Annotated in this window: 24 protein-coding genes and 1 tRNA gene; 11 read left to right on the top strand and 14 right to left on the bottom strand. The window is 62.6% G+C overall.

Annotated features, from left to right (window positions below):
• Positions 1 to 150: 150 nt before the first annotated feature.
• Positions 151 to 1,428 carry a spinster family MFS transporter gene (locus U1702_RS14010; protein ID WP_332725674.1) on the top strand — a complete coding sequence of 426 codons (1,278 nt, stop codon included), beginning with the start codon at positions 151 to 153 and terminating at the stop codon, positions 1,426 to 1,428.
• Here U1702_RS14010 and U1702_RS14015 read toward each other — a convergent pair.
• Positions 1,425 to 2,993, bottom strand: a complete 1,569-nt coding sequence (locus U1702_RS14015; RefSeq protein WP_332725676.1) for a peptide chain release factor 3 — start codon at positions 2,991 to 2,993, stop codon at positions 1,425 to 1,427. The genes U1702_RS14010 and U1702_RS14015 overlap by 4 nt on opposite strands.
• Positions 2,994 to 3,122: 129 nt before the next feature.
• On the opposite strand from U1702_RS14015, the gene U1702_RS14020 reads away from it, so the two are divergent.
• Positions 3,123 to 3,953 carry an alpha/beta fold hydrolase gene (locus tag U1702_RS14020; protein WP_332725678.1) on the top strand — a complete coding sequence of 277 codons (831 nt, stop codon included), beginning with the start codon at positions 3,123 to 3,125 and terminating at the stop codon, positions 3,951 to 3,953.
• Positions 3,954 to 3,980: 27 nt separating this feature from the next.
• Here U1702_RS14020 and U1702_RS14025 read toward each other — a convergent pair whose 3' ends face one another.
• The 8 genes from U1702_RS14025 to rpmI form a co-directional block, all read right to left on the bottom strand.
• Positions 3,981 to 4,847: an aldose 1-epimerase family protein gene (locus U1702_RS14025; RefSeq protein ID WP_332725679.1), complete on the bottom strand. Its 867-nt coding sequence runs from the start codon at positions 4,845 to 4,847 to the stop codon at positions 3,981 to 3,983.
• The gene (locus U1702_RS14030) at positions 4,847 to 5,464 is read right to left on the bottom strand and encodes a glutathione S-transferase family protein (RefSeq protein ID WP_332725680.1); all 618 of its coding nucleotides are present in this window, start codon (positions 5,462 to 5,464) and stop codon (positions 4,847 to 4,849) included. The genes U1702_RS14025 and U1702_RS14030 overlap by 1 nt, the downstream gene beginning before the upstream one ends.
• A 1-nt stretch (position 5,465) precedes the next feature.
• A complete protein-coding gene (locus U1702_RS14035) occupies positions 5,466 to 6,197 on the bottom strand; it encodes an SDR family NAD(P)-dependent oxidoreductase (RefSeq protein WP_332725681.1) in 732 nt (243 codons plus the stop codon).
• A gap of 133 nt (positions 6,198 to 6,330) precedes the next feature.
• The gene (gene pheT / locus U1702_RS14040) at positions 6,331 to 8,712 is read right to left on the bottom strand and encodes a phenylalanine--tRNA ligase subunit beta (protein WP_332725682.1); all 2,382 of its coding nucleotides are present in this window, start codon (positions 8,710 to 8,712) and stop codon (positions 6,331 to 6,333) included.
• Positions 8,709 to 9,791 (bottom strand): phenylalanine--tRNA ligase subunit alpha, encoded by a 1,083-nt coding sequence (gene pheS, locus U1702_RS14045; RefSeq protein WP_332725683.1) that lies wholly within the window; start codon positions 9,789 to 9,791, stop codon positions 8,709 to 8,711. Before pheS ends, pheT begins: the two co-directional genes overlap by 4 nt.
• Positions 9,792 to 9,849: 58 nt before the next feature.
• Positions 9,850 to 10,467 (bottom strand): LysE family translocator, encoded by a 618-nt coding sequence (locus U1702_RS14050; protein WP_332725685.1) that lies wholly within the window; start codon positions 10,465 to 10,467, stop codon positions 9,850 to 9,852.
• Between the two features lie 77 nt (positions 10,468 to 10,544).
• Positions 10,545 to 10,910: a 50S ribosomal protein L20 gene (gene rplT, locus U1702_RS14055; protein ID WP_332725687.1), complete on the bottom strand. Its 366-nt coding sequence runs from the start codon at positions 10,908 to 10,910 to the stop codon at positions 10,545 to 10,547.
• Positions 10,911 to 10,925: 15 nt separating this feature from the next.
• Positions 10,926 to 11,126: a 50S ribosomal protein L35 gene (gene rpmI / locus U1702_RS14060; protein WP_332725689.1), complete on the bottom strand. Its 201-nt coding sequence runs from the start codon at positions 11,124 to 11,126 to the stop codon at positions 10,926 to 10,928.
• A 160-nt stretch (positions 11,127 to 11,286) separates the two neighbouring features.
• Here rpmI and U1702_RS14065 point away from each other — a divergent pair, with 160 nt between their 5' ends.
• Both U1702_RS14065 and U1702_RS14070 read left to right on the top strand, forming a co-directional pair.
• Positions 11,287 to 13,416, top strand: a complete 2,130-nt coding sequence (locus U1702_RS14065) for an AsmA family protein (protein WP_332725690.1) — start codon at positions 11,287 to 11,289, stop codon at positions 13,414 to 13,416.
• A 48-nt stretch (positions 13,417 to 13,464) separates the two neighbouring features.
• Positions 13,465 to 14,517: a winged helix-turn-helix domain-containing protein gene (locus U1702_RS14070; RefSeq protein WP_332725691.1), complete on the top strand. Its 1,053-nt coding sequence runs from the start codon at positions 13,465 to 13,467 to the stop codon at positions 14,515 to 14,517.
• Here U1702_RS14070 and hisN read toward each other — a convergent pair.
• On the bottom strand, positions 14,486 to 15,268 hold the full coding sequence (hisN, locus tag U1702_RS14075; protein WP_332725693.1) for a histidinol-phosphatase: 783 nt from the start codon (positions 15,266 to 15,268) through the stop codon (positions 14,486 to 14,488). The two genes, U1702_RS14070 and hisN, sit on opposite strands and share 32 nt — an antisense overlap.
• Positions 15,269 to 15,584: 316 nt before the next feature.
• Positions 15,585 to 16,370 carry a DUF1134 domain-containing protein gene (locus tag U1702_RS14080; RefSeq protein WP_443026849.1) on the bottom strand — a complete coding sequence of 262 codons (786 nt, stop codon included), beginning with the start codon at positions 16,368 to 16,370 and terminating at the stop codon, positions 15,585 to 15,587.
• A gap of 155 nt (positions 16,371 to 16,525) precedes the next feature.
• Between U1702_RS14080 and U1702_RS14085 the strand changes: the two genes are divergently transcribed.
• From U1702_RS14085 to U1702_RS14100, 4 genes are all read left to right on the top strand, one after another.
• Positions 16,526 to 16,615, top strand: a tRNA-Ser gene (locus U1702_RS14085).
• A gap of 162 nt (positions 16,616 to 16,777) precedes the next feature.
• Positions 16,778 to 18,496 carry a DUF6538 domain-containing protein gene (locus U1702_RS14090; protein ID WP_332725695.1) on the top strand — a complete coding sequence of 573 codons (1,719 nt, stop codon included), beginning with the start codon at positions 16,778 to 16,780 and terminating at the stop codon, positions 18,494 to 18,496.
• On the top strand, positions 18,493 to 19,455 hold the full coding sequence (locus U1702_RS14095; protein ID WP_332725697.1) for a hypothetical protein: 963 nt from the start codon (positions 18,493 to 18,495) through the stop codon (positions 19,453 to 19,455). The genes U1702_RS14090 and U1702_RS14095 overlap by 4 nt, the downstream gene beginning before the upstream one ends.
• A gap of 76 nt (positions 19,456 to 19,531) precedes the next feature.
• Complete coding sequence (locus U1702_RS14100) at positions 19,532 to 20,200, top strand: recombinase family protein (protein WP_332726395.1); 669 nt, start codon at positions 19,532 to 19,534, stop codon at positions 20,198 to 20,200.
• Positions 20,201 to 20,220: 20 nt separating this feature from the next.
• Here the strand turns inward: U1702_RS14100 and U1702_RS14105 are convergent, their stop codons facing one another.
• The 3 genes from U1702_RS14105 to U1702_RS14115 all read right to left on the bottom strand — a co-directional run bounded on the left by U1702_RS14105 (position 20,221) and on the right by U1702_RS14115 (position 21,834).
• Positions 20,221 to 20,436: a hypothetical protein gene (locus U1702_RS14105; protein ID WP_332725699.1), complete on the bottom strand. Its 216-nt coding sequence runs from the start codon at positions 20,434 to 20,436 to the stop codon at positions 20,221 to 20,223.
• A gap of 240 nt (positions 20,437 to 20,676) precedes the next feature.
• Positions 20,677 to 21,213, bottom strand: coding sequence for a hypothetical protein (locus U1702_RS14110; RefSeq protein ID WP_332725701.1), 537 nt, complete (start codon positions 21,211 to 21,213; stop codon positions 20,677 to 20,679).
• Between the two features lie 165 nt (positions 21,214 to 21,378).
• Positions 21,379 to 21,834, bottom strand: coding sequence for a helix-turn-helix domain-containing protein (locus tag U1702_RS14115; RefSeq protein WP_332725703.1), 456 nt, complete (start codon positions 21,832 to 21,834; stop codon positions 21,379 to 21,381).
• A 70-nt stretch (positions 21,835 to 21,904) separates the two neighbouring features.
• Between U1702_RS14115 and U1702_RS14120 the strand changes: the two genes are divergently transcribed.
• The 3 genes from U1702_RS14120 to U1702_RS14130 all read left to right on the top strand — a co-directional run bounded on the left by U1702_RS14120 (position 21,905) and on the right by U1702_RS14130 (position 25,483).
• Complete coding sequence (locus tag U1702_RS14120; protein ID WP_332725706.1) at positions 21,905 to 23,002, top strand: hypothetical protein; 1,098 nt, start codon at positions 21,905 to 21,907, stop codon at positions 23,000 to 23,002.
• Positions 23,003 to 23,109: 107 nt separating this feature from the next.
• Complete coding sequence (locus tag U1702_RS14125; RefSeq protein ID WP_332725708.1) at positions 23,110 to 24,150, top strand: DUF2971 domain-containing protein; 1,041 nt, start codon at positions 23,110 to 23,112, stop codon at positions 24,148 to 24,150.
• A gap of 235 nt (positions 24,151 to 24,385) precedes the next feature.
• The gene (locus tag U1702_RS14130; protein WP_332725710.1) at positions 24,386 to 25,483 is read left to right on the top strand and encodes a hypothetical protein; all 1,098 of its coding nucleotides are present in this window, start codon (positions 24,386 to 24,388) and stop codon (positions 25,481 to 25,483) included.
• Positions 25,484 to 25,485: the final 2 nt, after the last annotated feature.

The raw sequence follows: 25,485 nt of genomic DNA on the forward strand, positions 1-25,485 counted from the left end.
TGTTGAAATGGGGGAGCGGGCCGGCACCGCAAAATGCGCTGATTTGCGCATTTTCAACAGACTCTGATCGCCATACCGATTTGAGTTTGGCAGACTGACATGGCCGGGCGCTCACACGGGCGTCCGGCCAATTTTTTGGAGGGGATCGGCATGAGCGCCACCGAAGCGGCAACCGCGAGTCAGGGTCACGGCACGCCACGTTATCGCGCACTGGTGCTGGCGATGTTGCTGCTGGTCTACACCTTCAACTTCCTCGACCGGCAGATCCTTGGCATCCTGGTGCAGCCGATCAAGGCTGACCTCGGGCTGACCGATACGCAGTTGGGCGCGCTGGGCGGCATCGCATTCGCCTTTCTCTATTCGACCTTGGGGGTGCCGCTGGCATTGCTGGCGGATCGCACCAGCCGAACCTGGGTGGTCACCGCATCGCTGACGGTGTGGAGCGGGTTCACCGCTTTGTGCGGCCTTGCGACTGGGTTCTGGAGCCTGTTCCTGTTCCGCATCGGGGTCGGTGTGGGTGAGGCGGGCGGCGTTGCGCCATCCTATGCGATCATCGCTGACTATTTCCCACCGCATCAGCGCGCGCGGGCGCTTGGCATCTATTCGCTGGGGATTCCGATCGGGCTGGCGTCGGGCACGTTGCTGGGTGCGTGGATCGCGGCGACGGTGGACTGGCGCGCGGCATTCATCGTCGTGGGGCTGGCCGGGATCGTGATCGCCCCGATCTTCCGCCTGATCGTCAAGGAGCCGCCGCGCCCGGTTGCCACTTGCGACGCGGATCGCGTGCCGATCAGTGAGGTGTTCGGCATTCTCTTCAACAAACCCAGCTTCTGGCTGATGGCATTCGCCGCCGGATTCAGTTCGATGTGCGGATATGGGCTCGCTTTCTGGGCGCCGTCGGTGCTGATCCGCAGTTTCGGGTTCGATCTGGCGACGACCAGTTACTTCTTCGGGTCGATCCTGCTGATCGGCGGTACGATCGGCGTATTCGCGGGCGGCTATTTCGCCGACCGGATGGGACAGGGGGATCGCGGTTTCTATGCCAAACTGCCCGCCTTTGCGTGGCTGATCTGCGTGCCGCTGTTCGCGGGGGCGTTTATGACGGACAATGTCACGCTGGCATGGTTCCTGTTCCTGATCCCGAACGGCCTGAACATCCTGTGGCTTGGTCCGGTGATCACCGCCGTCCAGCATCTCGTCCCACCGCATATGCGGGCAACCGCCAGCGCGAGCTTCCTGCTGATCAACAATCTGATCGGGCTGGGGGCCGGATCATGGGTGATGGGGGCGATGTCGGACGCGATGACGGGCAGCTATGGCAACGACGCGCTGCGCTATGCCGCGACGTTTGCGCTGGGGTTCTACCTGATCGCGACGGTGCTGATGCTGCTGGCGGTGAAGCCGTTGCGTAAGGATTGGGTAGGTTAACGCTCCCGCGTCGCGGCGAACTTCACGGCTGGATAGCGCTCGGTGACGTAATTCACTTCCCATGCCGATTTGGCGAGGAACACCGGGTTGCCGTCGCGGTCCTTGGCCATCGCGCCGCGGTTGAGGTCGATGAACGCGGCCACGTCCGCCGCTTCGCCGCCCAGCCAGCGCGCGGTGTCATAGGGGGCGGGCTCAAGACCGGCGGCGACCTTGTACTCCGCATCCAGCCGCGACAGCAGCACTTCCAGCTGAAGCTGTCCGACCACGCCGATGATCCAGTTCGACCCGATCTCGGGGTAGAAAACCTGAGTCACCCCCTCTTCGGCCATGTCGTCCAGCGCCTTGCGCAGCTGCTTGGTCTTGGTCGGATCTTTCAGCTGCACGCGGCGCAGGATTTCGGGCGCGAAATTGGGCAGTCCGGTGAAACGCACATCGGCGCGTTCGCTCAGCGTATCGCCGACGCGCAGCACACCGTGGTTGGGGATGCCGATGATGTCGCCGGGATAGGCCTCGTCCGCCAGCTCGCGTTCGCGCGCGAAGAACAGGATCGGCGAATGGATCGCGATCGGCTTGCCATGGCCCGAGGGGATCAGCTTCATGCCGCGTTTGAACGTGCCGGACACCAGCCGCATGAAGGCGATGCGGTCGCGGTGGTTGGGGTCCATGTTCGCCTGAACCTTGAACACGAATCCGGTGACGTCGGCGCGGTCGGGCGACACCGGCGCCGGTTCGGCGGGCTGGGTGCGCGGCGGCGGTGCGTGGCGTGCGATCGCGTCGATCAGCGAATCCACGCCGAATTCCTTCAGCGCCGACCCGAAATAGACCGGGGTCAGGTCGCCGTTGCGATACGCTTCGCCATCGAAGGTGGCGTAACCGGCCATCCCCAATTCGGCCTCTTCACGCACCTTCGCCAAAATTTGTGGCGAGATGATCGCGTCGATCTGCGGGTCATCGAGGCCGCTGGTCTTTACCACCTTGCCCTGAAATTCGCGGCTGTCGCCTTCGGGCAGCAACAGGCGATCGTTGACCAGATCGTAAATCCCCTCGAACTGCCCACCCATGCCGACCGGCCAGGTCATCGGCGCGACGTCGAGCGCGAGCAGGTCGGCGATCTCATCGAGAATCTCGAACATCTCGCGCCCTTCGCGATCGACCTTGTTGACGAAGGTGATGATCGGCACGTTGCGCAGGCGGCAAACCTCGAACAGCTTCCGCGTCTGGCTCTCGATCCCCTTGGCCGCGTCAATCACCATCACCGCGGAATCGACGGCTGTCAGCGTGCGATAAGTGTCCTCGCTGAAATCCTCGTGGCCCGGCGTATCGAGCAGGTTGAAGGTAATCCCGTCGCGCTCGAAGGTCATCACGCTGGACGTTACCGAAATTCCGCGCTGCTGCTCGATCTTCATCCAGTCGGATCGCGCGCGCCGCGCGGCCCCACGCGCCTTGACCTCGCCCGCAAGATGGATCGCACCGCCGAACAGCAGGAGCTTTTCGGTCAGCGTGGTCTTGCCGGCGTCGGGATGGGAGATGATCGCAAAGGTGCGGCGATCGGAAATGGAAGTCATCGCGCGCCACTAGGGGTTGCGTTCGATTCCCGCAATGGCTGGAGGCGAAACGAACACTCGCCTGGACAGCGGTGTCATGCCACGCTGAGCGCTGGCGAGTCGCGCCGTTTCCCATGCGAGGATCCGATCATGAGCACTATCACCACCAGCGACGGCACCGAGATTTTCTACAAGGATTGGGGTTCAAAGGACGCCACGCCTATCGTCTTTCATCACGGCTGGCCGCTGAGCGCGGACGACTGGGACAACCAGATGCTGTTCTTCCTGCACAAGGGCTATCGCGTCATTGCGCATGACCGGCGCGGGCATGGCCGCTCCAGCCAGACCGACATCGGCAATGAAATGGACACCTATGCCGCCGACGTCATCGAACTGGCGCGCGCACTCGATTTAAAGGGCGCAATCCATATCGGCCATTCGACCGGCGGCGGCGAGGTCGCGCATTACGCCGCGCGCGCCGAACCGGGTCGGGTCGCTAAGGCGGTGCTGATTGGCGCGGTGCCACCGATCATGGTGAAGTCCGACGCCAACCCCGAAGGCTTGCCGATCGAGGTGTTCGACGGGTTTCGCGCCGCGCTTATCGCCAATCGCGCGCAATTCTACATCGATGTCGCCAGCGGCCCGTTTTACGGCTTCAACCGCGACGGCGCGACGGTCAGCCAGGGGCTGATCGACAATTGGTGGCGGCAGGGGATGATGGGCGGAACCAAGGCGCATCATGATTGCATCAAGGCGTTCAGCGAGACCGACTTTACCGACGACCTCAAGGCGCTCGATATCCCGGTCCTGCTGATGCACGGCACCGATGACCAGATCGTCCCGATCGCGGATTCCGCGCTGAAGGGGATCAAGCTGCTTAAGCACGGCACGCTCAAAACCTATGAAGGCCTGCCCCACGGCATGTGTGCGACGCATCCGGAAGTCGTGAACCCCGATTTGCTGGCGTTCATCGAAAGCTGAGGTGAGGGCGGCGGGTCAGCTTGTTGGTCAGTCGCCTCTTACCGTCACTTGCATCGCAAAGGCGCGTTTTTCGCCGGGTTCAAGTCGCAGCATCCCCGGCTTGTCCCAGATTTCCCCGTCGAAGCCGACCGGATCGGCATGGCCCTGCCATGGCTCGACGCAGAGGAAGCGCGCGCCGGGTTTTGTCCACAGTGCAAGGGTGGGCATGTCGGGGAAGGCGATGTCGAGTTCCGGCCCGCCGTCGACGCCATAACGCAGCGAGTGACTGGCCGGGGCTTCCCACACCAGCGCGTCCGCCGTGAACAGGTCGTCGCGCAATTGCAGCGTTCGGCCAGCGACCGGCGTCTCGCGCTCCGCCGCGCCGATCAGTCCGCCTTCGATGCGGTTGAGCCTGCCTGGCTCGTCGCGCTCGAAGACGATGCGATAATCGTCCTTTGCACCGCCGCCGGGCAGGGGCCATGCAAAGGCTGGATGAAAACCGAAACTCACCGGCATCGGCCCGCCGCCATTATTTGTGACGGCAACTTCGATCGACAGCGTCTCGCCGTCCAGCGTGAACGCGGCGTCGAGCATGAAGGCGAAGGGATAGACCGCGCGTGTCTCCGCATCGTCCGACAGCCGGAACATGACTCGATCTGCCGTCTGCTCTACGAGATCGAACGCACGTCGCCGCGCAAAGCCGTGCTGAGGCAGCGCATATCCCCGCCCGTCCAGCCGGTAGCTGCCGCCGTTCAGCGCGCCGATAATCGGAAACAGCAACGGCGCGCGCCCGACCCAGAACGCCGGGTCGCCATCGCTCATGTATTCGCGGCCCTGCGTATCGATGAGGCTGACGAGCTCCGCACCCAGCGGGTCGATCGTCGCGGTCAACGCGCCGCTTGAGATCGTGACCATCAGTCGCGGTCCGGCGCGCCCAGCGGGAAATAGGAACGAAACGGCCGCGCCTCGTCGATCGCCCGCGCGAAGCTGGTCCGCGCATTCAGCCGCGCCCGATAGGCCTTGAGCGCGACCAGTTCCTCCGGGATAGGATGCGCCCAGTCGGCGTAGAACAGCGCCGGTCCCGCCGCGCAATCGGCCAGCCCGAACTCGCCCGCCGCCCATTGCCGCCCGGCCATATGCCCGTCGATCCAGGCATAGCTCTTGTCGAGCAGCGCGCGTGCCTCAGCCACGCCATGCGGGTCTTTCGCACCCTCGGGCCGCAGCGCGTCGCCGACGATTTTTTGCATCGGCGTCATTACATAATTGTCGAACACCCGGTCCAGCATCCGCGCATCGAGCCCGCCCGCGAGCATATGTGGCGCGATATGCTCGACGATGATGCTCGCTTCCAGATACGTCCAGCCCTGATCGACCAGTAGCGGAAAGCGCTTGATCGGCCACAATTCCTCGAACTCGGCGTCGGTCGCGGGGTCATGGCCGACCATGCGGTAATCGAACGCCGTGTTGCTCTCGTACAGGGCGATCAGCGCCTTTTGGCAATAGGAGCTGAAGGGGTGGCCGTAGAAGATCATGTCATGCTTCCCGATGGACCGCGAACCCGGCGAAACTCTGGTTCACCGGCATCATCTCCATGATGTTGATGTTCAGATGCGGCGGCAGTTGTGCGACCCACAAGATCATCGCGGCGATGTCTTCCGCCGTCATCGGGTTCGCGCCGCCATACAGCTTGTCGGACGCTTCTTGGCTGCCGGTGCGGACGACGGTGAATTCGGTTTGCGCCATGCCCGGCTCGATCGAGGTGACGCGGACGCCGGTGCCTGCCAGATCGGAGCGCAGGTTCAGGCTGAACTGATGCACGAACGCCTTGGTCCCGCCATAGACATTGCCGCCGCCATAGGGATAGGTCGCGGCGACCGAGGACAGGTTGATGATCGCGCCCTTGCGTTCGATCAGCGCGGGCAACAGCTTGTGCGTGATCGCCACCAGCGCGGTGATGTTGGTGTCGATCATCACTCGCCAATTGTCGAATGAGGCGGATTGCGCGGGTTCGGTGCCGAGTGCCAGGCCGGCATTGTTGACCAGCAGGTCGATGCCGCGAAGCGCGTCGAGTGCGGCATCGCGAGCGGCTTCGTCGCGGATGTCGAAGACGGCGGGATGAAAGGCATCCCCCAGTTCGGCTTTCAGCGCATCGAGCCGGTCCGCGCGGCGTCCTGTGCCGATCACGCGCCAGCCGTCTGCGACGAACAGGCGGGCGGCGGCTTCTCCGAACCCCGAGGTCGCGCCGGTGATGAGTGCTGTTCGCATTCTATTCCCTTCCAACCGTCACCCTGGGACGTGTTCCGGGGCCACGGTGCCGCGCGGACTGAACTTCAATCCGGAGCACTTCCCTTGCCGTCCGGTAGGCCCCGGCACAAGGCCGGGGTGACGGCAAGAGGATCTAACCCCGCAACACCGCGCCCAGCTTCGTCGCCGCTGCGACGACCTTGTCCGCCACCGCCTTCAGCTCAGCATCGGTAAAGCTCTTGTCACCGGGTTGCAGGGTGACTTCGATGGCAAGGCTCTTGTGGCCTTGCTCGACTCCCGCGCCGGTGAACAAATCGAACAGGCGGGCATCGACGATCGCCGCCTTGTCCGCACCCCTGACTGCGCGAACGAGATCGCCAGCAGGGAGCGCGGCGGGGATGAGGAAGGCGAAGTCGCGCTTGACTGCCTGCAGCGCCGGGGGCGTATAGGCGGGGCGCATGAAGCCGGTTCCACGCTTGGCGGGGAGCGCGTCGAGGAAGATCTCGACCGCCGCGACGGGGCCGTCGAGGTCAAAGGTCTTGAGCAGCGCCGGGTGGACCATGCCGAATGCGGCCAGCACCGTCTTTGGCCCCAGTCGCAGCGTCGCCGACTGGCCGGGATGATAGGCGTCGCCTGCCTCACCCATGACTTGCAGGTTGGCGACCGGCGCACCGGCGGCTTCCAGCACGGCGAGTGCCTCCGCCTTGGCATCGAACGCATCGAACGGCGCGGCCTTGCCCGACGCCCAGCCCCGCACACGCTTGTCGCCGGTGAGCAGGGCGGTGAGCGTCAGCCTCTCGCCGTCGGCCAGATAGCGGCGACCGATCTCGAACAGGCGCACACTGGTCGCGCCGCGCTTCACATTGCGCGCCGCTGCCATCAACAGGCCGGGGAGGAGCGACGGGCGCATGACCTTCAAATCTTCACTGATCGGGTTGGCGAGCGTCCAGGCGCCGCCGCCTACGGCCAAGGCTTCCTTCTCGGCGATGAAGCTCCACGTCACCGCTTCGTTCAGCCCGCGCGCCGCCGCCGAGCGGCGCATGCGGCGCTCCAGCTTTTGCTCGGGTGTGGCGGTGGGGGTGGCGACGCCGGGGGTGCGGGGCAGGGGCACGGAGGGGACGTTGTCGATCCCCTCGATCCGGATCACTTCCTCGACCAGATCGGCTGGCCCTTCGACATCGCGGCGCCAGCTGGGAACAGTGACAGTCCAGCCGGAATCGACGGTGAAGCCGAGCGATTCGAGGATTGCCCGCTGTCGTTCGGGTGCGATGGCGAGGCCGCCCAGCGTCTCGGCGAGGTTGGTGTCATAGGCGATCCGGGTGGCCGGAACGGGCGGCGTACCCGCGCGGGTAACCCCGCTGGCGGTGCCGCCGCACAGTCCAAGCACGAGCTGTGTGGCGATCGACAGGCCGTTATCTAGGAATGCGGGATCGACGCCACGCTCGAACCGCGTGCGCGCATCGCTGGTCAGCAGCAGTTTCTGGCCGGTGCGCGCGATATGTTCGGGATCGAAATAGGCGCATTCGATCAGCACGTCGGTGGTCGTGTCCGAACAGCCCGAATGCTCGCCGCCCATGATCCCGCCGATATCGTGGACGCTCGCATCGTCGGCGATGACGGTCATGGTGTCGTCGAGCGTGTAGGTCTTGCCGTTGAGCGCCAGCACCTGCTCGCCCGCCTTCGCCTTGCGCGCGACCAAGCCGCCGTTGAGTTTCGCACGGTCATAGACATGCAGCGGACGGCCAAGATCGACCGACACGAAATTAGTGATATCGACCAGCGCGCTGATCGGCTTTTGCCCGATCGCGGTCAGTTTCCGACGCATCCACTCCGGGGACTCGCCGTTGCGGACGCCCGACACTGCTTGCGCATAGAAAGCTGGGCAACCGTCGGGATCGTCGATGCGTACATCCGGTCCCGGTCCCTCACCGGTCACGGATTCGATGCCTGAGCGATAGACATCGTCGAGCGGCTTCAACGTGCCCAATCCCGCCGCTGCCAGATCGCGTGCGATGCCGCGCACGCCCATGCAATCCTGGCGGTTCGGTGTGATCGAGACGTCGATCACCGGGTCATCGAGCCCGGCATAATCGGCGAAGAGCTTGCCGACGGGAGCATCGGATGGAAGCTCGATGATCCCTTCATGATCCTCGCCCAGTTCAAGCTCTCGGGTCGAGCACATCATGCCGTTCGATTCGACGCCGCGTATTGCAGACTGTTTCAATTCCATGCCGTTGGCGGGGACGATCGCGCCGGGAAGACCAAGCACTCCAACCAGTCCGGTGCGGGCGTTGGGGGCGCCGCACACCACCTGCATCGGCCCGTCGCCGGCATCCACGATCAGCACCTGAAGCTTGTCAGCCTGCGGATGCTTGTCCGCAGAGAGCACGCGCGCGACCCGGAAGCCCGCGAGCTTCTCACCGGAATTCTCGACCCCCTCGACTTCGAGGCCGACGCGAGTCAGCGCCTCGACGATCTCGTTGAGCGATGCGGTGGTGTCGAGATGCTCTTCGAGCCAGCCGAGGGTGAACTTCATGCGCCGACTCCCCCGCTCAGCGTGGGCACGTCGAGCGCCGAGAAGCCATAATGTTTCAGCCAGCGCAGATCGCCGTCGAAAAAGGCGCGCAAATCATCCATCCCGTATTTGAGCATCGCCAGGCGATCGATCCCGCAGCCGAACGCGAAGCCCTGCCACACATCCGGGTCGTAGCCGCCCGCCTTCATCACGCCGCGATGGACCATGCCGCTGCCCAGCACTTCCATCCAGCCTTCGCTGCCGCCGATCACGCGCTTGCCGTTGACGATGGAGAAGCCGACATCGACCTCCGCGCTCGGTTCGGTGAACGGGAAATAGCTGGGGCGCAGGCGCAGGACGATGTCGTTGCGCTCGAAGAACGCCTTCAGGAAGGTTTCCAGCGTCCATTTGAGGTGGCCGAGGGTGATGCCCTTGTCGATCACCAGCCCCTCGACCTGATGGAACATCGGGGTGTGGGTGGCGTCGCTGTCGCTGCGATAGGTGCGGCCGGGGGCGATGATGCGGATCGGCTGGTTGCCGCCCGCCGCTTTCATCGCGCGAATCTGCACCGGGCTGGTGTGGGTGCGCAGGACCATCGGCTGGGCATGCTCGCCCGCAAGGTAAAACGTGTCGTGCATCGCGCGCGCCGGATGCGTCTCGGGGATGTTGAGCGCGGTGAAATTATGCCAGTCGTCCTCGATCTCCGGCCCGGTCGCGACCGCGAAGCCGAGGTCGGCAAAGATTTCGGCCAATTCGTCCATCACCTGGCTTACCGGGTGGACGCTGCCAGCGGGCACGCCATCGACCGGGAGCGTGAGGTCGAGCGTCTCGCTGGCCAGCTTGGCCTCCATCGCCGAACGCTCCAGCTCGGTCTTGCGGGCCGTGATCGCATCGGTCACCGCCTCGCGCAGCGCGTGGATGCGCGGGCCGGTTTCCTGCCGCTCCTCCGGTGACATGCCGCCCAACGTCTTGAGCAGTCCGGTCACCGCCCCCTGCTTGCCCAGCGCCTGAACGCGGACGGCTTCAAGCGCGTCGATGCCGGACGAGGCATCGACTGCGGCAAGCAGGTCATTGCGGAGATGGTCTAGGTCCGTGGTCATCGGTTTTCCGTTCGTGTTCGCAAGAGGCCCGAACCGCAGTCCGGCGCGCAGGTCAAGTCTATACCCGGCTGCCCAGCAAGGCCGCGCCGAAGCCGACGAAGATCGCGCCGGTTGCGCGGTTGAACAGCCGCTGGTGGTTTGCGGGGGCAAGCCAGGCCGACAGCGACCGTCCGCCCAGCGCATACATGGCGAACCAGAATGCCTCGATCGCGGCGAAACTGAGAATCAGGATTGCCAGCTGCGGTGCGAACGGCCGGGTCGTGTCGATGAACTGCGGGAATAGCGCCGCAGCGAAGATGATCAGTTTCGGGTTCGAGAAGCCAGTGCCGAGGCCTGCGCCATACATTGCCCTAAGCGAGGGCGTGCGCGGGGCCATGCCCGCATCATTGCCGACGGGCGCACGCCATGCCTTGATCCCCAGCCACACCAGATAACCGACCCCGGCATAGCGCAACACTTCGAACAGCATCGGCGATGCCTTGAGCAGTGCGCCGAGTCCTGCGGCAGAGGCGAGCAGGCAGATTAGGTTCGCGGTCATCAGCCCGGCCATCGACACGGTCGAGCGGCGCGCGCCGTGATGGATGCTCTGCACCATGACGTGGAGCATGTTCGGGCCGGGTGTGGCTGATATCAGGAACACGGCAGTGACATAGAGCCACCAGGTCTGGAGCGTCATTCTCGATCCTCCGGGAAACGAAAAAGGGCGCCGGTGTTGCCACCGACGCCCCAAATCTCCCTGCTTGCCAAGTCGCCTCAGGCGGCCTGGGGCAGAGCCGCCTTTGCCTGCGCGATGATGGCGCTAAACGCTTCACCCTCGTGCATCGCGATGTCGGCCAGAACCTTCCGGTCCAGTTCGACGCCGGCGAGCTTCAGCCCGTGCATGAACTGCGAATAGGTTAGACCCTCGGCGCGGACGCCGGCGTTGATGCGCTGGATCCACAGGCCGCGGAAGCTGCGCTTCTTAACCTTGCGATCGCGATACGCATATTGGCCGGCCTTTTCGACGGCCTGACGCGCGATGCGGATCGTGTTCTTGCGGCGGCCGCGGTAACCCTTGGCCTGTTCCAGAATGTTCTTGTGCTTGGCGCGGGTGGTAACACCGCGTTTGACTCGTGCCATGGTTCAGTCCTTTCCTTACAGGCCGTACGGCGCCCAGAGGCGCACGTGACCGACATCGGCATCGGACAGGACCGACGTACCGCGATTGGTACGAATGTACTTCGAGTTGTGGCTGCTCAGCCGGTGGCGCTTTCCGACGACTCCATGCTTCACCTTGCCAGAGGCGGTGAACTTGAAGCGCTTTTTGACGCCGCTCTTCGTCTTGAGTTTGGGCATTTTCGTCTCCTTTTAGCGCGACGATCACGGACGGCCCCGGCAGCCCTAATTAGCCGGGCAGTCCTCCTGAATCGCGGAAAGGCGGGCCTGTAACTGCTGAATCACCATTTTGCAACCGCGCGCTACGGAACATGTGACCGCTACGAGTCTTTGGAGGGGGATGGCCACACCCGAAACAACGACAGCAACCAACGCACCGCTGAGCGGCGGCGTGCGCGCCGTTTCGACGCCGCTTGCCGCGACGCTGTCGGTGTTGGTAACGATTCTCGGCCTGATGATCCTCGCCTGGACGGTGCTGTATGTCACCAAGGGTCGCTTTCTGAAGAGCACGTTCGAGCGAATCGCCAGCAGCTCGACCAATCGCGAGGTAAAGGTCGCGGGTGATTTTCAGCTCTATTTCGACCCGCTCGACCTGAAATTCGTGGCACAGAAGATGACGATTGCAAACCCGGAATGGGCGACCAAGCCGCATCTGTTCGCGGCCGATTCGATCCACACCCGAATCGCTCCGCTCTCGCTGTTGTTCGGCACCCGCTATCATGCGCGCTTCCTCGACCTTCAGAACGGCGCAATCGACCTGGAATGGAATGGTGAGCGCGCCAACACCTGGACCTTCGGCAGCGGCAAGGGCGAGCCGGTACAGTTTCCGACGATCGACCGCGCGACGCTGGCGGGAACGACGCTGCGCTACAAGGATCCGCAGCTGCAATTGCTGACCGATTTGAAGTTCGAGACGGTCAAATCGACCGGCACGCGGATCGGCGACGCCGTGCGCTTTTCCGGCAATGGCGTCGCGCGAAAGACGCCGTTCACGCTGACCGGCGCGCTGCTCAGTCCCAATGAGACGGCGGGGCGCGGCAAGAACGAGCTGACGCTGCGTGCGCGCGCGGCGGGCAATATCATCACCGTCGACGGAACCCTGCCGAGCCTTGCGGATATCGAGAATGTCCCGCTGCGCACCACCGCGCGCGGCGCGAATCTTGCCAGCCTGCTCAACATCATCGGCGTCATGTTGCCGGAGACGCGCACTTATCGCGTGTCGGCCAATATGGTGAAGTCGGGCGATCTCTACAGCTTCAGCGGGCTGCGCGGGCGGTTCGGCAACAGCGACCTGTCAGGCAAGTTCGCGGCGGATGCGCGCGGCGAGCGATTGCTGATGACCGCCGATCTCTCCACGCGCTCGCTCGACATCGTCGATGCCGCACCGTTCATTGGCTACAACCCCGATATCGTCGCGTCGCGCGGGGCGATGGCGGCGGCAGCGGCGGCCGGTGCGGCCCCGGCGGGCGTGCTGCCCGATGCGAACTTCCCGATCCAGTCGATGCAGGTGTTCGACGCGAAGGCGAAATGGCGCGTGGCCGATGTGAAATCGCGCAGCGTGCCGATCTCGAACATCGACCTGACGGTAGAACTCGATCGCGGACGGCTGGCGCTGTCGCCGTTCACCTTCTCGATGGCGCGCGGCAACGTCGCGTCGGACATCATCCTGAACACGCGGGCGCGCCCGACCGCCGCCTCTTATGACGTGCGGCTGGCCCCCACGCCGATGAGCACGCTGCTGGCGGGTTGGGGTGTCGAAGAATCGGGGACGACGGGGACGGTCAAGGGCCGCATCAGGCTGGAGGGGCGCGGCGATTCATTACGCGACACGCTGGCCAGTTCCGGCGGGCGCATCGCCTTCATCCTGCCCAGAGGCAGCTTCTGGACGCGCAACATCCAGCTCAGCGAACTCGATATCGGCACTTTCGTGCAAAAGATGTTCGAGGGGAAGCTGAAGGAGCCGGTGCAGATCAATTGCGGGCTGATCGCCTTTACCGTGCGCGGCGGGGTGGCTGCGGCCGACCCGATCCTGATCGATACGCAGAAAAGCGTGATGCTGGGGCGCGGGGGTTTCTCGTTCCGCAACGAGACGCTGGACCTCGCCTTCCGCGCCGATTCAAAGAAGTTCAGCGTGTTCGCCGGACAATCGCCGGTGGGGATCAACGGGACGTTCGCCACGCCGGGATACGACATCATCAGCGACCAGTTGCTGGGTCGCGCCGGTGCTGGGCTGGGTCTGGCGATCGTCGCCACGCCGCTGGCCGGCGTGCTGGCGTTCGTAGATGTCGGCGATGCCAAGTCGGCCGCATGCGGCCCGGTACTGGCAGGCGCGACGGCCAAGGCGCAGCGCACCACCGAAGGTGCCCCACGCGACGATGTCGGCAAGGGCACGACCGCCAAGTCGGAGGACGGCAAGCGGTCGAAGGGCGAGCGCAAGGAACAGCGCAAGAAGTTCCTCGGAATCTTCTGATACGCTTTGCGTGTTGCATTGGCGGCGGGCTTGGATGAGTCATCGGCGATGGCCGCATTCGACCGCTTCATTCTGGACGCAGCAAATCGCCAGTTGTTGAGCGATACCGGTCCGGTCGAACTCAATGCTCGCTATTTCGACGCGCTGGCGCTGTTGGTGAGCGAAGCTGGACAGCTGGTGACCAAGGACCGGTTTCTGGAAACCGTGTGGCGCGGCGTGCCGGTGACCGACGAGGCGCTGACGCAATGTATCCGGACGCTCCGTCGTCAGCTCGGCGACGACGCCACCAATCCGCGTTTCATCGAAACGGTGCCGAAGCATGGCTATCGCTTCATCGCGCCGCTGGAGGCCGAGCAGCGGCAGGCGGCGGCATCAGAACCACCTGCGCCGGACGCATGGCGGCGGTTCGCGCCGCTGGCGGGGGCAGGGACGCTCGGCGCTGGCCTTGCGGGCGCAATCGGCGGGCTGTTTTATGGCTTTGGCGGCGCGGCGCAGCCGTTACAGCCGGGGACCGGGGCGACATCTGTGGTGATCGTGCTGTTCTGCGTTACTCTATTGATGGCGGTGATCGGCGGGGCGGGCGTCAGCTTCGGCATCGCCGCAGCGCGCATTTTCAGCGGGCGGGCGTGGATGATCGTCGGGGGTGCGGCGGGTGGTATGATCGTTGGCGGAATCGTCAAACTGCTCGGGCTCGACGCATTCAACCTGTTGTTCGGCCAGTCGCTTGGCAATTTTACCGGCGCGGGCGAGGGGGCGCTGCTCGGCGCTGCGGTCGGCATCGGTGCTTGGGCGACGGATCGAATCGCATTGCTGCGCCGCGCGGTCGCGATTGCGGCGCTGGCGGGCGGGACGGCTGGGGTTGGTATCGTGCTGATCGGTGGGCGCTTGCTGGGCGGCAGTCTCGCGCTGCTGGCGGCGCAATTCCCCAATTCACGGCTGCGGCTCGACCAGATCGGCGCGCTGTTTGGCGAAGAGGGGTTCGGACCGGTCAGTCAGGCTGCGACCGGCGGTCTGGAGGGCGCATTGTTTGCCGGATGTATTGTCGGCGGAATGCTGCTTGCCAACGGGCTCAATGCCCGCGACACCCAAGTGCCTCGATAATCTCCTCGATCCGCGCCGGATCGCCCGCCGCGATCACTTCGCCATTGCTGCCCGCATGAAGCGGATCGCCTGCCCAGTCGCACATCCGGCCGCCCGCGCCCTCGACCACCGGCACCAGCGCCGCGAAATCGTGCAGCTTCAGCCCCGCCTCGATCACCAGATCGAGATGTCCCGACGCGACCAGCCCGTAATTATAGCAATCGCCGCCCAGCACGGTGCTCATCACCTGTGCGTCGATATGCTCGAACGCGTGCAGCTGTCCGTCGTCGAACAGGGCGGGCGAGGTGGTGGCGAGCAGGGCGTTCGACAGTTCGCGGCAGGTGCGCGCCGCAGCGGGCTTGCCGTTGAACGTCGTGCCCCGCCCCACCACGCCGATCCAGCGTTCGCCGATGATCGGCTGATCGATCACCCCCAGCACCGGCCAGTCGCCGTCCAGCAATGCGATCAGCGTGCCAAAGATCGGGCGTCCGGCGATGAAACTGCGCGTCCCGTCGATCGGATCGAGCACCCAGGTCCGTCCGCTGGTGCCGGGACGCGTCTCCTCTTCCTCGCCGATGATGCCGTCCATCGGCCGCTCGGCGATAATCAGCCGCCGCATCGCCGCCTCCGCCGCCTTATCCGCCAGCGTCACGGGTGAGGCATCGGCCTTGGCCTCCAGGCCGTATTCGCTGCGGAAATAGGGACGGATCGCCGCGCCCGCCGTGTCGGCTAGGCGTGCGGCAAGGTCGATATCGGCTTGGGAGACTGGCATTGGGTGGACCTAACGCGGGTGCGGCGGCTTCACCAGCCTGTTTGCCTTGCGGCCGGTGACGACGCGGTTGTTGACTCGTCGCTCTCCCGTCGGGAGAGGGCTGCGCAGACTTGAGTCGCGCTTCTTCAGCGTAGCCCTAGTCGGAGCTGAGTCAGGGGATCGCCTCCTGATAGCGCGTCGTCCCCTCATCCGACCTCCGCTAGGCAGCAAGCTGCCAAGCTGCGCTATCCTTTTCCCTCTGGAGGAGGTTTGGAACAGCGGCTATCAACCTCTAGCGCACACTAGACGCAGGCCGGACACCCGCGTCCCCGCCCAATCAAAACGGAAACCAGCGGCTCTTTTCGCTGAACTTCATATAGCCGACATTGACGCCCGCGCGCCAGCCGACGCCCAGCCGCACCGGGATCAACACCGTATCGCCGCGGCGCAGATAGGTGGCGGAGAAGCCGCCGACGAAATAGACGCGGCCCTCGCCCGCCGGGAAGCGCTTGTAGAGCTCCTGGCTGTCGTAGAGATTATAGACCAGCACGAACACCTTGTTGGCGTCGCCGCCGACATCGAAGCCGACCGATGGCCCGGTCCAATAGACTTTGCGCTCGCCCTCGACGGCGTGGACCATCCGGCCAGACCCATAGCGCAGGCCGAGCACGATCGCGCCCGACCCCTCGCTGCCTGCGATATAGGCATTGGGTTCGCCCTGATCCTTCAAAATGTCCTCCAGCAATCCGGCGAGGCCGGTCGCGCCCTTGCCGAACACACCCTCGGCTTCGCTGACGACACGGGACCGATCGAAGGTCGCAGGTGCTTCGGGCTTGGCAAGTCCGTTGTCCGGCGCTGCGGCGGCAGCGGGCGGTGTGCCGGGGCCGGGCTGTTGCGGTGGATAGGGCTGGCTGTCGGGCGCACCTGCATCGACCGGCTCGTCGACGGGCGGCGGATAGGCGGGTTCCTGCGGGATCGACGATTGCGGGAGATCCAGATCGGCATCGATCGCCGTGTCGGGATCGACGGTCTGCATGCGCTGTTGCGCCTGCGCCAGCGCAGGCCCCGTCATCAGCGACGGCACCGCCATCACCATCCCCAGCCAGATCAACGCGCGCCGCATGTCAAAACCCTCCCGCACCATGCCATTACGGTGTGCGTTGGCGCGGCGGCAATGAACCGGCGATGACCCGAGTCGATTTCGCGTTCAACCGCTGTAAAACGCGCCATTGATCGCTTCTACAACGCTCGCTATAGCCGCCGCTCGCCGCAGGCACCGGAGACGTGGGTGAGTGGCTGAAACCAACGCTTTGCTAAAGCGTCGTACCGGGAACGGTACCGAGGGTTCGAATCCCTCCGTCTCCGCCAGATTTCCAGTTTATGCTGGATAATCAGTGACTTAGCGAAAGCGACTTGTGCGGCCAAAGAGATTTGGTCCACACGTTGGTACATAAAGACCCGTTCGGCCGCGGGGATAGTATCGGTCAAGACCGTCCACCGTTTGTTGGACCGTGAATTGGATGCGCCGCTGTGAGCGGAAGCCGTGTCCAGCATCTGCAACGTCGATCGGGAATTTTTCACCTGCGCATACGGGTGCCCGACGACTTACGGTCGCTGGTCGGGCTGACGGAGGTGCGGCGTTCGCTACGCACATATCAGCCATCCCGAGCCCGGACTTTAGCCGCAGTTTGCGCTGCGCGCGTGTTCGAGATGTTCGACATGGTAAGAATGATGGAGTTATCGAAGGATCAGGTTCGCGGCCTGATCTGCAATCTGTTCAACGAAATGACGCGGGAAGTGGAAGGGGCAGCCGGTACGCGGCTGTCCGATTGGGAACGCAACGAGCAGCTCTATTGCTCGTCGGAGATGACTGCGACCGCTCGTGTGCAACGAGCGCTGGGCGCATACGACGAAACGGTGCAATCAATTGCACGGCGGGCTTTGGTGCCGGCCGGTATGCGGATGACCGACTTGTCGTCCGGCTCGCGCGACGATCTACTAGACGGCGCGGCTCGTGCGTTGGTTGAGCGTGAACGCTTGTATCAGCTGCGACTTTCCGATCGGCTCACACCTTTTGCCCCGTTTGATCCAATCTTTGCCCGGCCCGTCGAAGCGCCGCCGAACACGAGCGAGGTGTTTGTCGGTCCTACGCTCGGTGAAGCTATCGACACCTATCTGGCTACCAAGCGGCGCAGCTGGACAAGCAAGACGCATGTCATTCGGACCCGCTATCTCGGCTATCTTCGCCAGCACCTCGGCGATGAGCGCCCACTGACCTCAATCGCTGCACCCGACGTTCGTGGCTATCGGGACGCGATTGCCTGTCTTCGCCGGAACAGCGGGAAGGCAGTGCGCCAGACCTTCGCCGAGAAGCAGACGAAGAACACCTCCCATCGGATCAGCGACAGCACCGTCGCTTTGATCTTCGTTCCGACCCAAGCTTTCTTCCGCTGGTGCCTGTCCGAACAAGGCTATCTTGACCGCAACCCGGCTGAGAATATCCGCGTGCCGGTCGCTAAGCGGCCGAAGGGAAAGCGGTCGCGCCGTCCCTATTCGGCTGGTGAGTTGACACAGCTGTTCGTCGCCCCCCTCTTTACCGGCTGCCAGTCGGTAAAGTGGCGGCTTGTTTCCGGCACGCAGATTTTCCGCGATGCCTATTACTGGATCCCGATCCTTGGCTTCTACACCGGAGCCAGGCTCGGCGAGCTTGTTCAGCTGCATCACGCGGACGTCGATAGCGAGGATGGCATCGCGTTTCTCCGCATTACCGAGGAGGGCAGCAGCACGGAGAACCGGCACGACACCAAGCACGTCAAGTCGGAAGCGGGCGTGCGCAGGATCCCGCTGCATTCTGACCTAATCGCTCTTGGCTTTCTGGATTTTGTCGAGAAGCGCCGGCACCAGCGCAAGGGCTCGAAGCGCCTGTTCCCGGAGATCAAGTTTGGGGCCGACGGGCAGGCTTCCACCGTCTTCAGCAAATGGTTCGGACGGCTGATGAGCAGGGCCGGACTGCATGACCCCGCATTGGTGTTTCACAGTTTCCGACACAATGCGGAGGATGCTTTCCGGGATGCGCTTCAGCCGCAGTACGTGATCGACCGCATTATTGGTCACAGCGATGGGACGACGAGTGCGGGATATGGCGAGGGTGCGTCGCTGGTGACGCTGAAGGCAGCTGTCGAGGCGATGAGGCTGAAGGTGCGGCTTCCTATCGGCGTGACCGCCGAAACCGGGGAGGTTTCAGCATGATCGTCTACGCATCCGAGCAGGATATCTTCCGGGCAACGAACGGCCTCACCTTCAGCGCCTCGCTCGCGCGGACATTGGCCTATTGTCTCTATTGGTCGCAGCACGCCACGCACTGGGATGGTGATGCGCCCATGATATGGAAGACTGGTCCGCAGCTGAACGCAGAATTGAGGATCGCAGCCCGGACTGCGAACCGGCATTTCAAGGAGTTGGCAAAGGCAGGATATTGGGTGCTGACCTATCGCCCCCGGCCGGGTACGATCGGTCCGGTCACGTGGTTAACCCTCACCGGGAAGTCTCTTCAGCTGTTGGAAACGGCGAAGGAGTTTGCGGCGAGCAGAGGCGCCAAGAAGGGGCTGGGTAACACCTCTTACGGACACAACTGCCACCAGCCGGTGGGTGAAGACTGCGACCAGCCGATGGCGCAGAATGTGACATCAAAGAAGCTTCAACAATCAGAGAAGACGGCAAAGAAAGAGAAGAGTTTCATTCTTCCTAGCGAAGCAGGGAAGAAGGGAATGAACGAAACTTCCTCTTCGAAGATTTTCGGGGAGAAGGATAAAGGTGAGCCGAAAGCCCCCGGCTACGTGAAGGCAACGCCGCTGGATAGAGAGCTCGCTGCCCGCATTGGTTCAGCATGGACCACGGCGGGTCTGAAGGAATGGGATTGGTCCAGCGCGTACACATGGAAGCACATTGCCGAGGTTCGCACTAAGCTTGCGAAGATCGATATCGTCAGCCCGGAGCAGGCGAGTGTCTTCTTTGAGAAACTCCTCGAAAATTGGAGTTGGCTCAGGATAGGCATGCAGCCGCGATATGCATTCCACGATCTCAACCTGCACGCACCCAGCCCGATGGCCCTTGCTCACGAGTTTGAAGCCATCGGCAAGAAGGTGCTGGAGAAGATGTTGCCGCCGAAGCCGGGGCTAAAGCCCTTTAGCTTCGACGACGATCTCTAATCCGATTTTCCTTTCATGGTGCCGCAACAGGAATATCGCTTCACGGACAAACCACCCTCTATTCGTGAAGCTCGCCATGACCGCTGCAATTAACTTCATAGCCTACCTGCGCGTTTCGACCGACAAACAGGGCGCTTTCGGCCTAGGAATAGAGGCTCAGCGAGAGGCGGTACGGCAATACGCTGGGACAGTCGGTGGCAATTTGGTCGCTGAGCATGTGGAGGTGGAGACGGGGCGTTCAGCGACCCGCCCAATCCTATTGCAATCAATTGCACAGTGCAAACGGGAGAGGGCGGTGCTGCTGATCGCCCGGCTCGACCGCCTCGCTCGATCTGTCAGCTTCGTGTCGTCTCTTATGGACGGCGGGGTGGAATTCGTTGCCGTCGACAACCCGGCCGCATCGAAGGTGATGCTCCAGATGCTGGCGGTGTTTGGCGAATATGAGCGAGATCAAATAGCGGCTCGAACGAAGGCGGCGTTGGCTGCCGCACGGGCTAGAGGCGTTATCCTTGGTGCGCACGGTAAAGTTTTAGCCGCCCGTCGTCGTTCCGACGCTGAAGTATTTGCCGAGGGTCTGCGTGGTCAGGTGGTGCAGGCGATGACGGATGGCGCGGGAACGTTGAGCGAGATCGCCCTGCATTTGAACCGGAGAGGATCCACCACACGTGAGGGCGCGACGTGGACCGCGCAGACTACTCAAAAAGTCTTGCAACGTCTCAATCTTCGTACCCGTGCGATGTGTTGAAATCCACAAAGGGACCGATGCTATACGAGTTGATTTTCTATCGCGATTTTCGCTGAAACTGGCGTGTTTTGCGGGTACATTTGTTGCTTGCCGCCAGAAATTGCGCGGCTGACCGGACGAGAGACGCCGATACCTGCGTGGCTCATTAGAAGAACATCGCCAGCGGGGGTGTGGCTCGTCCGAAGAAAGACACCAGATAGAATTTTGCGGGTCATATCTCGTGCAGTTAACTTCACCCTCGCTCCCGGCGGCGGGCAGAACAGTTCTGAAAGTGACAACCGTCGCATGTGACGCTGGTCGCTAGCTAGCCTGCACCGAGATGGGTCATAGGGGACTGGGCTTGGGTGTATCATGCTTCACGGAGCAGGCGGCGGCGCTACGGCGTAGTTGGCGCTCAACCTGCAGATGCGCTCTCGGCCTTTCGTGCGGAGGATTGGCAACGGCACAGATACTGTGCGCGAAGAGCTCCCCTTTTTTCAGCGCGTCTTTGCTGAGCCGTCTTGACTGTTCAGGCGTTCACGGGTCCCGCTCAGGCCGACCATCAGTTGCCCTAGTACTTCGGCAAGGAAAATCGCGTTGCCTTTTAAATCCCTCCATTGTTCGAGAGGTAGTGGCTCCACGCGCAGCATGTGCGCGATGTAGCCAAGGTCAGCGTGAAGCGATGGGTTGACGATTTCCAATGCTTGAAGCTGCAACGCGCGTTGGCTCTTTGCCTCCATCTCTCTCGTGTACGCCGCAACATGCTGCGCTAGATCAAACGGCCCACCTTCAAAGCCGCAAGCATAGGCTTGCGCCTCATCGCGCGCCTCTTCTGCCAGTTCCAAAGCCTCTGTGATGATCTCGTTTCGCCGCCTATACTCGACCATGACCCGGGCGCGCTCTTGGTCGCCTTGGCGGCGCTGCTCGCGCAGTGCCAGACCAAGCGCTACGATAACGGCGCTGACCGATCCAACAGCGCCGACAACTTCGGCAACGCTTCCCCAATTGACCGTCGAAGGACAGAACACAGGCATCCCCTGATTAAGTAGAGCGCCGCGAACTGTACCCGAAAGCGTCGGGGGTGAAATGCGCTGTGTGCGACCCCGCGTGAGGCTTTCGTAGCGCACGTAAACGCAGATCGTGCCGCACTGAAGCGGACAAGCCACAACTACTACGTCCAGCCGGTTCGAGCGGCACGACTACGGCTCGAATCCAGTTGCTTCAAACCTTCGTGCTGAAACGCGAACAGAGCGTGGTTTCGAGCGCAACGCGGTGTCCAGAAGGTCCGCCGCCCATCGCAAATCGTCATCGTCGAGCTTGGCAAGTCGCGAGGCCAAATCGAGCAAAACTGGCCGCCGGTCGCTGCCAAGCGTTGGATCATGGATGAATAGCTCACAGGGATCGACTTCCAGCGCTCGTGCTAGCTTTTCGATGGTAGGAAATGTGACGCCAGTGCCTCCGGTCTCGATCCTAGAAATCATGTCAGCGGACATGATGGTGAGGTCAGCTAGCATCTGCTGCGTCAGTCCTCGACGCCTACGGTGCGCGGCCACCAGATTTCCAAACCGCTGACGTAAATCCATGGTGAGCTCCCGCTCCCAAGTATCGGCGGCGCGGCTGCCAAGCCCATGGCTATGAAGTGAAGTTAACTTCATATCCTAACTTCACTTGCGGAAAGCCGGCACTGAGTTACGATTTATCCTCAAACACGAAATGGGGGGTGCAATGACGGAGGTGGTAGACGGACAGGCTTCGGTCGAGCGCAAGGCATGGCTGACGGTGCTGTGCTGGATTTTAGGCACCGCATACATTCTGGCGGGCTTCGGCAACCTGCTGGGCTTTCCTCAAGCGAGCGGTGCCGCCGGGCTCGTTCGGATTGCTGGCGGCATCGTGCTGCTTCCGCCAATCCTTCGGCGAATTGAAAATCACTTCCCCCTCGTCCGTCGGGCATGGGCGATCCTGCTGTTCGCTTTTGTCGTGCTGCCGATTATGTTGCTTCTCGTCGGGCCTTCATTGACGTTCACACCACTGCAAACAGCCGCCGAAAGGCCGGGGCCAGGGATATCGTCGGCCACTGCTGTGTCGCCCTCGGTCACGCCCGTTATGCCGTCACCTTCCAAACTGAAGGCAGCGCAGCGGTTCGGAGAGATCCCAGCCGACCACATGCTTCGGCCCGTTCAGGACGCGCTCAATGCTGGCGACGTCGACCTATCCCTTCGATTGCTTTCGGAGCGAAACGCTCTCGATGACGCAGATCGGCCTCTGAAGCAGCGGCTGATCGCGGCAATTCAAAAGGCATCGGATGAACAAATTGGTCGAGACCCCGGCGTTGAGTATGCCGAGCGGATCGACAGCTATTGGCTCCCGCAAGTGCGTGCCCTTCCCTCTACCGCTCCGGAAAGCGACGAGGCATTCGGGAAGCTTCGCACCAGCCTCGCTGGGATCGCCGCTGACGTCGAAGACAACGCGGGGCTCAAACTCTCCGGTGAGCAAGCCCTCAAGCGCAAGGAGTTGATCGACGCGTTGGCCGCGAAGCAGCGCTCGTTGTTTCCGGCCATGCGCCGACGTTATGCAAAGGCGCTGGATGCCAAGCTATTCCGACGCGACATCCGTGTCGTGACCACGGGCACGGGGGACAGCACCCTATTGGTGACCGGTCGTCTGTTTTCGTTCAATGCAAATATTGAGGACACTCAGAACGTCATTCGAGAAGCAGCCACATCGCTCCGTTTCAAAAAGGTCAGCTATCGATGGTCCGCGCACATCGACAAGCGGACTACCTACGACCTTAACGTGCCTAGCGATCCGGCGATTGGGCGGTAGCCAGACCCCTGTCACGAGCCGTGGCGGGACCTGGGCCGTTTGCAGGATCTGGCTGTTCGAAGTGGGCATAACCTAGCGTACTGCGGAAGGGCGCGGTAGTAATTGGCATGAGCCACAATTATGCCGAGAAGATCATTGCCGAGATGACGCGGTTCGACGGACAGGCGGGTCCAATGCCGCGCTGGTTCCGTGCAAAGCGGGAGGCATCGTTCGCGATGCTTCGTCGCTTCTACCATACCGCACCGCCTTCACTGATCTACCATTACACGTCGTCGGCCGCACTCATCTCGATCGTCGCCAACAACGAGCTATGGTTGAGCGAGGCCACTTATCTCAACGATCGCCACGAGATCGAACATGGTCGCCGGCTGGCCTGCGATTGCGTCAAGGCCCGGATCACAGTTGAACCTTCGGCCGAGGTTAGCGCCATGATGGGACTTGCGCTGTCCTATTTCGACAGCCGGGCCGATCCGCAGGTCTATGTTGCGTGTTTCTCTTTCGAGGGCGACGACCTCACCCAGTGGCGTGCTTATGGCGGCACCGACGCGCCCGTCGCGATCGAGCTCGAACACAGCCCGCTAATGTTCGGGTACACCTCCGAGGGCGTACTCGATCGCGTTTTGTACGACACGGTGGATCAGCGCTGGGTCTTCGACCAACTGCTCACAGCCTATGCTGACGCCTATCGCGAGGACATCCGTCATCCCATTCCGGTCAAGCGGCGCGGCCCTGCTATGATGGTCGATGAGGAGAGCAAGCTTGTCGCTGGCAGCCTCTATCATGCGCTCTGGCACTATATTGTCACCTGCAAGGATCCTGCGTTCGCATCAGAGCGCGAGGTGCGCTTCATTTACACCGCGCACGACTACGGCCAGGATGAAAGCTCGCGGTCTTGGTATCCTGACCATCCGACCCCGAACTTTCGTGAGAGCGCGGGCCGCGTCATCCCATATTTGACATCCACCAACCTAGAATTTTCCAACATGAACCGTATTCGCGAAGCTGAAAGGCTGCCCATTCGCTCGGTACGTATCGGGCCTACCGCCGAGCCACCATTGATCCAGCGCGGTATCCGCCGTCTGCTGAACACTCACGGACACCAGAACGCAACCGTGACCGTATCGACTTCGCCTTTCCGCCCGCGCTGACTAGGCGCGTTTTGAGGAGAGCAGCACTTCGATGCGATTTTGGGCCGGTTGATCGTCCACTTTCGTCCAACGCCGCTTCATCCACGGCCGATCTAAACAAAGGCGACTTTCGGGTTCGTCGACCGGAAACTCGAATGGCCCGCAGCCGCCGCCCTTTTCCCTTTTCAAGACAGGTCACTGGTCTACGTTAATGGTGGGTTAGACGATCCAGCAACCTCCCATTGAGGAGGTATCAATGCTGTTTCCTGAGAATACCTTGTTAGACACCACGCTGATCGATCTTGCCGAAGAGGTTGCCACCAGCTTAGCGCCACGGATCGATCCGCTTTCCTGCGACCGCTGGCTGGCGAGATCAGTGATCCAAAAAGCAGTTCGCCGCGCCGAGCCAGACCTTGCCATTCGGGCGGTAGCGAACCTGTTCGAACACGACCGCCGCAGCATGTGGCGCGCGTTGACGATTATCGCCTGCGAGGATGTCGGCGTCGCCAATATCGATGTGCTGGCTCGGATCGTAGCCTCTCAGCAAGACCGAAAATGGCGGCAGTCGGTTGGCGGCGATTGGCCCGTGGTTGCTGAGCTGGTCCGGCAAATGGCCGAGAGCAATCATTGTCAAGCCGCTTGCGATCTTCTTCTCAAAGCAATCAACGATCCTGCTTATCGACCTCATCGTGACGACGCCCTTGACGGATCGATCGATGAGATGATCGCAGGTATCGCTGACAGAAGTCGATCGATCACCGCGCGCGGCGTGGCCGTATTGGCGACCGGAGGTGGCCTTGCGGAAGGTCAGATGCATCACGACCCCGCCGCCGTGTTCGATACGCTAGCCGAACTCAACCCCTTCTCCCATGTCGTAGCAACGTGTCGAATTGCGTGGAAGATATCCCGGAACCCTATGGCGATGCTGTTGCCGCTTGTCTGGCAGGTTTGGTCCAGCGCTCCGACCGGTGAAATGAGCGACGACCTGACGCCACCCGTGCAATTAACTTCTGGTATTCCTGGCTACGCACTCGACCAGTTCACTAGGCGAGGCAATATCGTGTCTCGCGCTCTGGTCGCTGATAATCCAGATATGCGCGGCATGCTTGACGCGGCGGGGATCGGTTCCGACCAGTATGCCACCACCGTTGGCGATCTCATTTTTCTACTGGAAGGCACCGCGTTGCGTCGCCGACTGGTATGGCAGGGAGGTGACGAACTTCGCTTGCCGCATCGCTGGCTACCAGCCGTCGCACGGCTCGGGTCACATCTGGATCAGGCACTCCGCCTAGTCGAAGCTAAGGGAAGTCAGATCGCCAAACTGCGATGCGTTCACCTGGCCACCCTATCGTAGCA

This window comes from Sphingomonas sp. LT1P40 (assembly GCF_036663835.1).
GTDB lineage: Bacteria > Pseudomonadota > Alphaproteobacteria > Sphingomonadales > Sphingomonadaceae > Sphingomonas.

Bases quoted from the DNA above. Each gene is read 5' to 3' on its own strand.
- U1702_RS14010 (WP_332725674.1), top strand. From the start codon at position 151: ATGAGCGCCACCGAAGCGGCAACCGCGAGTCAGGGTCACGGCACGCCA.
- U1702_RS14015 (WP_332725676.1), bottom strand. From the start codon at position 2,993: ATGACTTCCATTTCCGATCGCCGCACCTTTGCGATCATCTCCCATCCC.
- U1702_RS14020 (WP_332725678.1), top strand. From the start codon at position 3,123: ATGAGCACTATCACCACCAGCGACGGCACCGAGATTTTCTACAAGGAT.
- U1702_RS14025 (WP_332725679.1), bottom strand. From the start codon at position 4,847: ATGGTCACGATCTCAAGCGGCGCGTTGACCGCGACGATCGACCCGCTG.
- U1702_RS14030 (WP_332725680.1), bottom strand. From the start codon at position 5,464: ATGATCTTCTACGGCCACCCCTTCAGCTCCTATTGCCAAAAGGCGCTG.
- U1702_RS14035 (WP_332725681.1), bottom strand. From the start codon at position 6,197: ATGCGAACAGCACTCATCACCGGCGCGACCTCGGGGTTCGGAGAAGCC.
- pheT (WP_332725682.1), bottom strand. From the start codon at position 8,712: ATGAAGTTCACCCTCGGCTGGCTCGAAGAGCATCTCGACACCACCGCA.
- pheS (WP_332725683.1), bottom strand. From the start codon at position 9,791: ATGACCACGGACCTAGACCATCTCCGCAATGACCTGCTTGCCGCAGTC.
- U1702_RS14050 (WP_332725685.1), bottom strand. From the start codon at position 10,467: ATGACGCTCCAGACCTGGTGGCTCTATGTCACTGCCGTGTTCCTGATA.
- rplT (WP_332725687.1), bottom strand. From the start codon at position 10,910: ATGGCACGAGTCAAACGCGGTGTTACCACCCGCGCCAAGCACAAGAAC.
- rpmI (WP_332725689.1), bottom strand. From the start codon at position 11,126: ATGCCCAAACTCAAGACGAAGAGCGGCGTCAAAAAGCGCTTCAAGTTC.
- U1702_RS14065 (WP_332725690.1), top strand. From the start codon at position 11,287: ATGGCCACACCCGAAACAACGACAGCAACCAACGCACCGCTGAGCGGC.
- U1702_RS14070 (WP_332725691.1), top strand. From the start codon at position 13,465: ATGGCCGCATTCGACCGCTTCATTCTGGACGCAGCAAATCGCCAGTTG.
- hisN (WP_332725693.1), bottom strand. From the start codon at position 15,268: ATGCCAGTCTCCCAAGCCGATATCGACCTTGCCGCACGCCTAGCCGAC.
- U1702_RS14080 (WP_443026849.1), bottom strand. From the start codon at position 16,370: ATGCGGCGCGCGTTGATCTGGCTGGGGATGGTGATGGCGGTGCCGTCG.
- U1702_RS14095 (WP_332725697.1), top strand. From the start codon at position 18,493: ATGATCGTCTACGCATCCGAGCAGGATATCTTCCGGGCAACGAACGGC.
- U1702_RS14100 (WP_332726395.1), top strand. From the start codon at position 19,532: ATGACCGCTGCAATTAACTTCATAGCCTACCTGCGCGTTTCGACCGAC.
- U1702_RS14110 (WP_332725701.1), bottom strand. From the start codon at position 21,213: ATGCCTGTGTTCTGTCCTTCGACGGTCAATTGGGGAAGCGTTGCCGAA.
- U1702_RS14115 (WP_332725703.1), bottom strand. From the start codon at position 21,834: ATGAAGTTAACTTCACTTCATAGCCATGGGCTTGGCAGCCGCGCCGCC.
- U1702_RS14120 (WP_332725706.1), top strand. From the start codon at position 21,905: ATGACGGAGGTGGTAGACGGACAGGCTTCGGTCGAGCGCAAGGCATGG.
- U1702_RS14125 (WP_332725708.1), top strand. From the start codon at position 23,110: ATGAGCCACAATTATGCCGAGAAGATCATTGCCGAGATGACGCGGTTC.
- U1702_RS14130 (WP_332725710.1), top strand. From the start codon at position 24,386: ATGCTGTTTCCTGAGAATACCTTGTTAGACACCACGCTGATCGATCTT.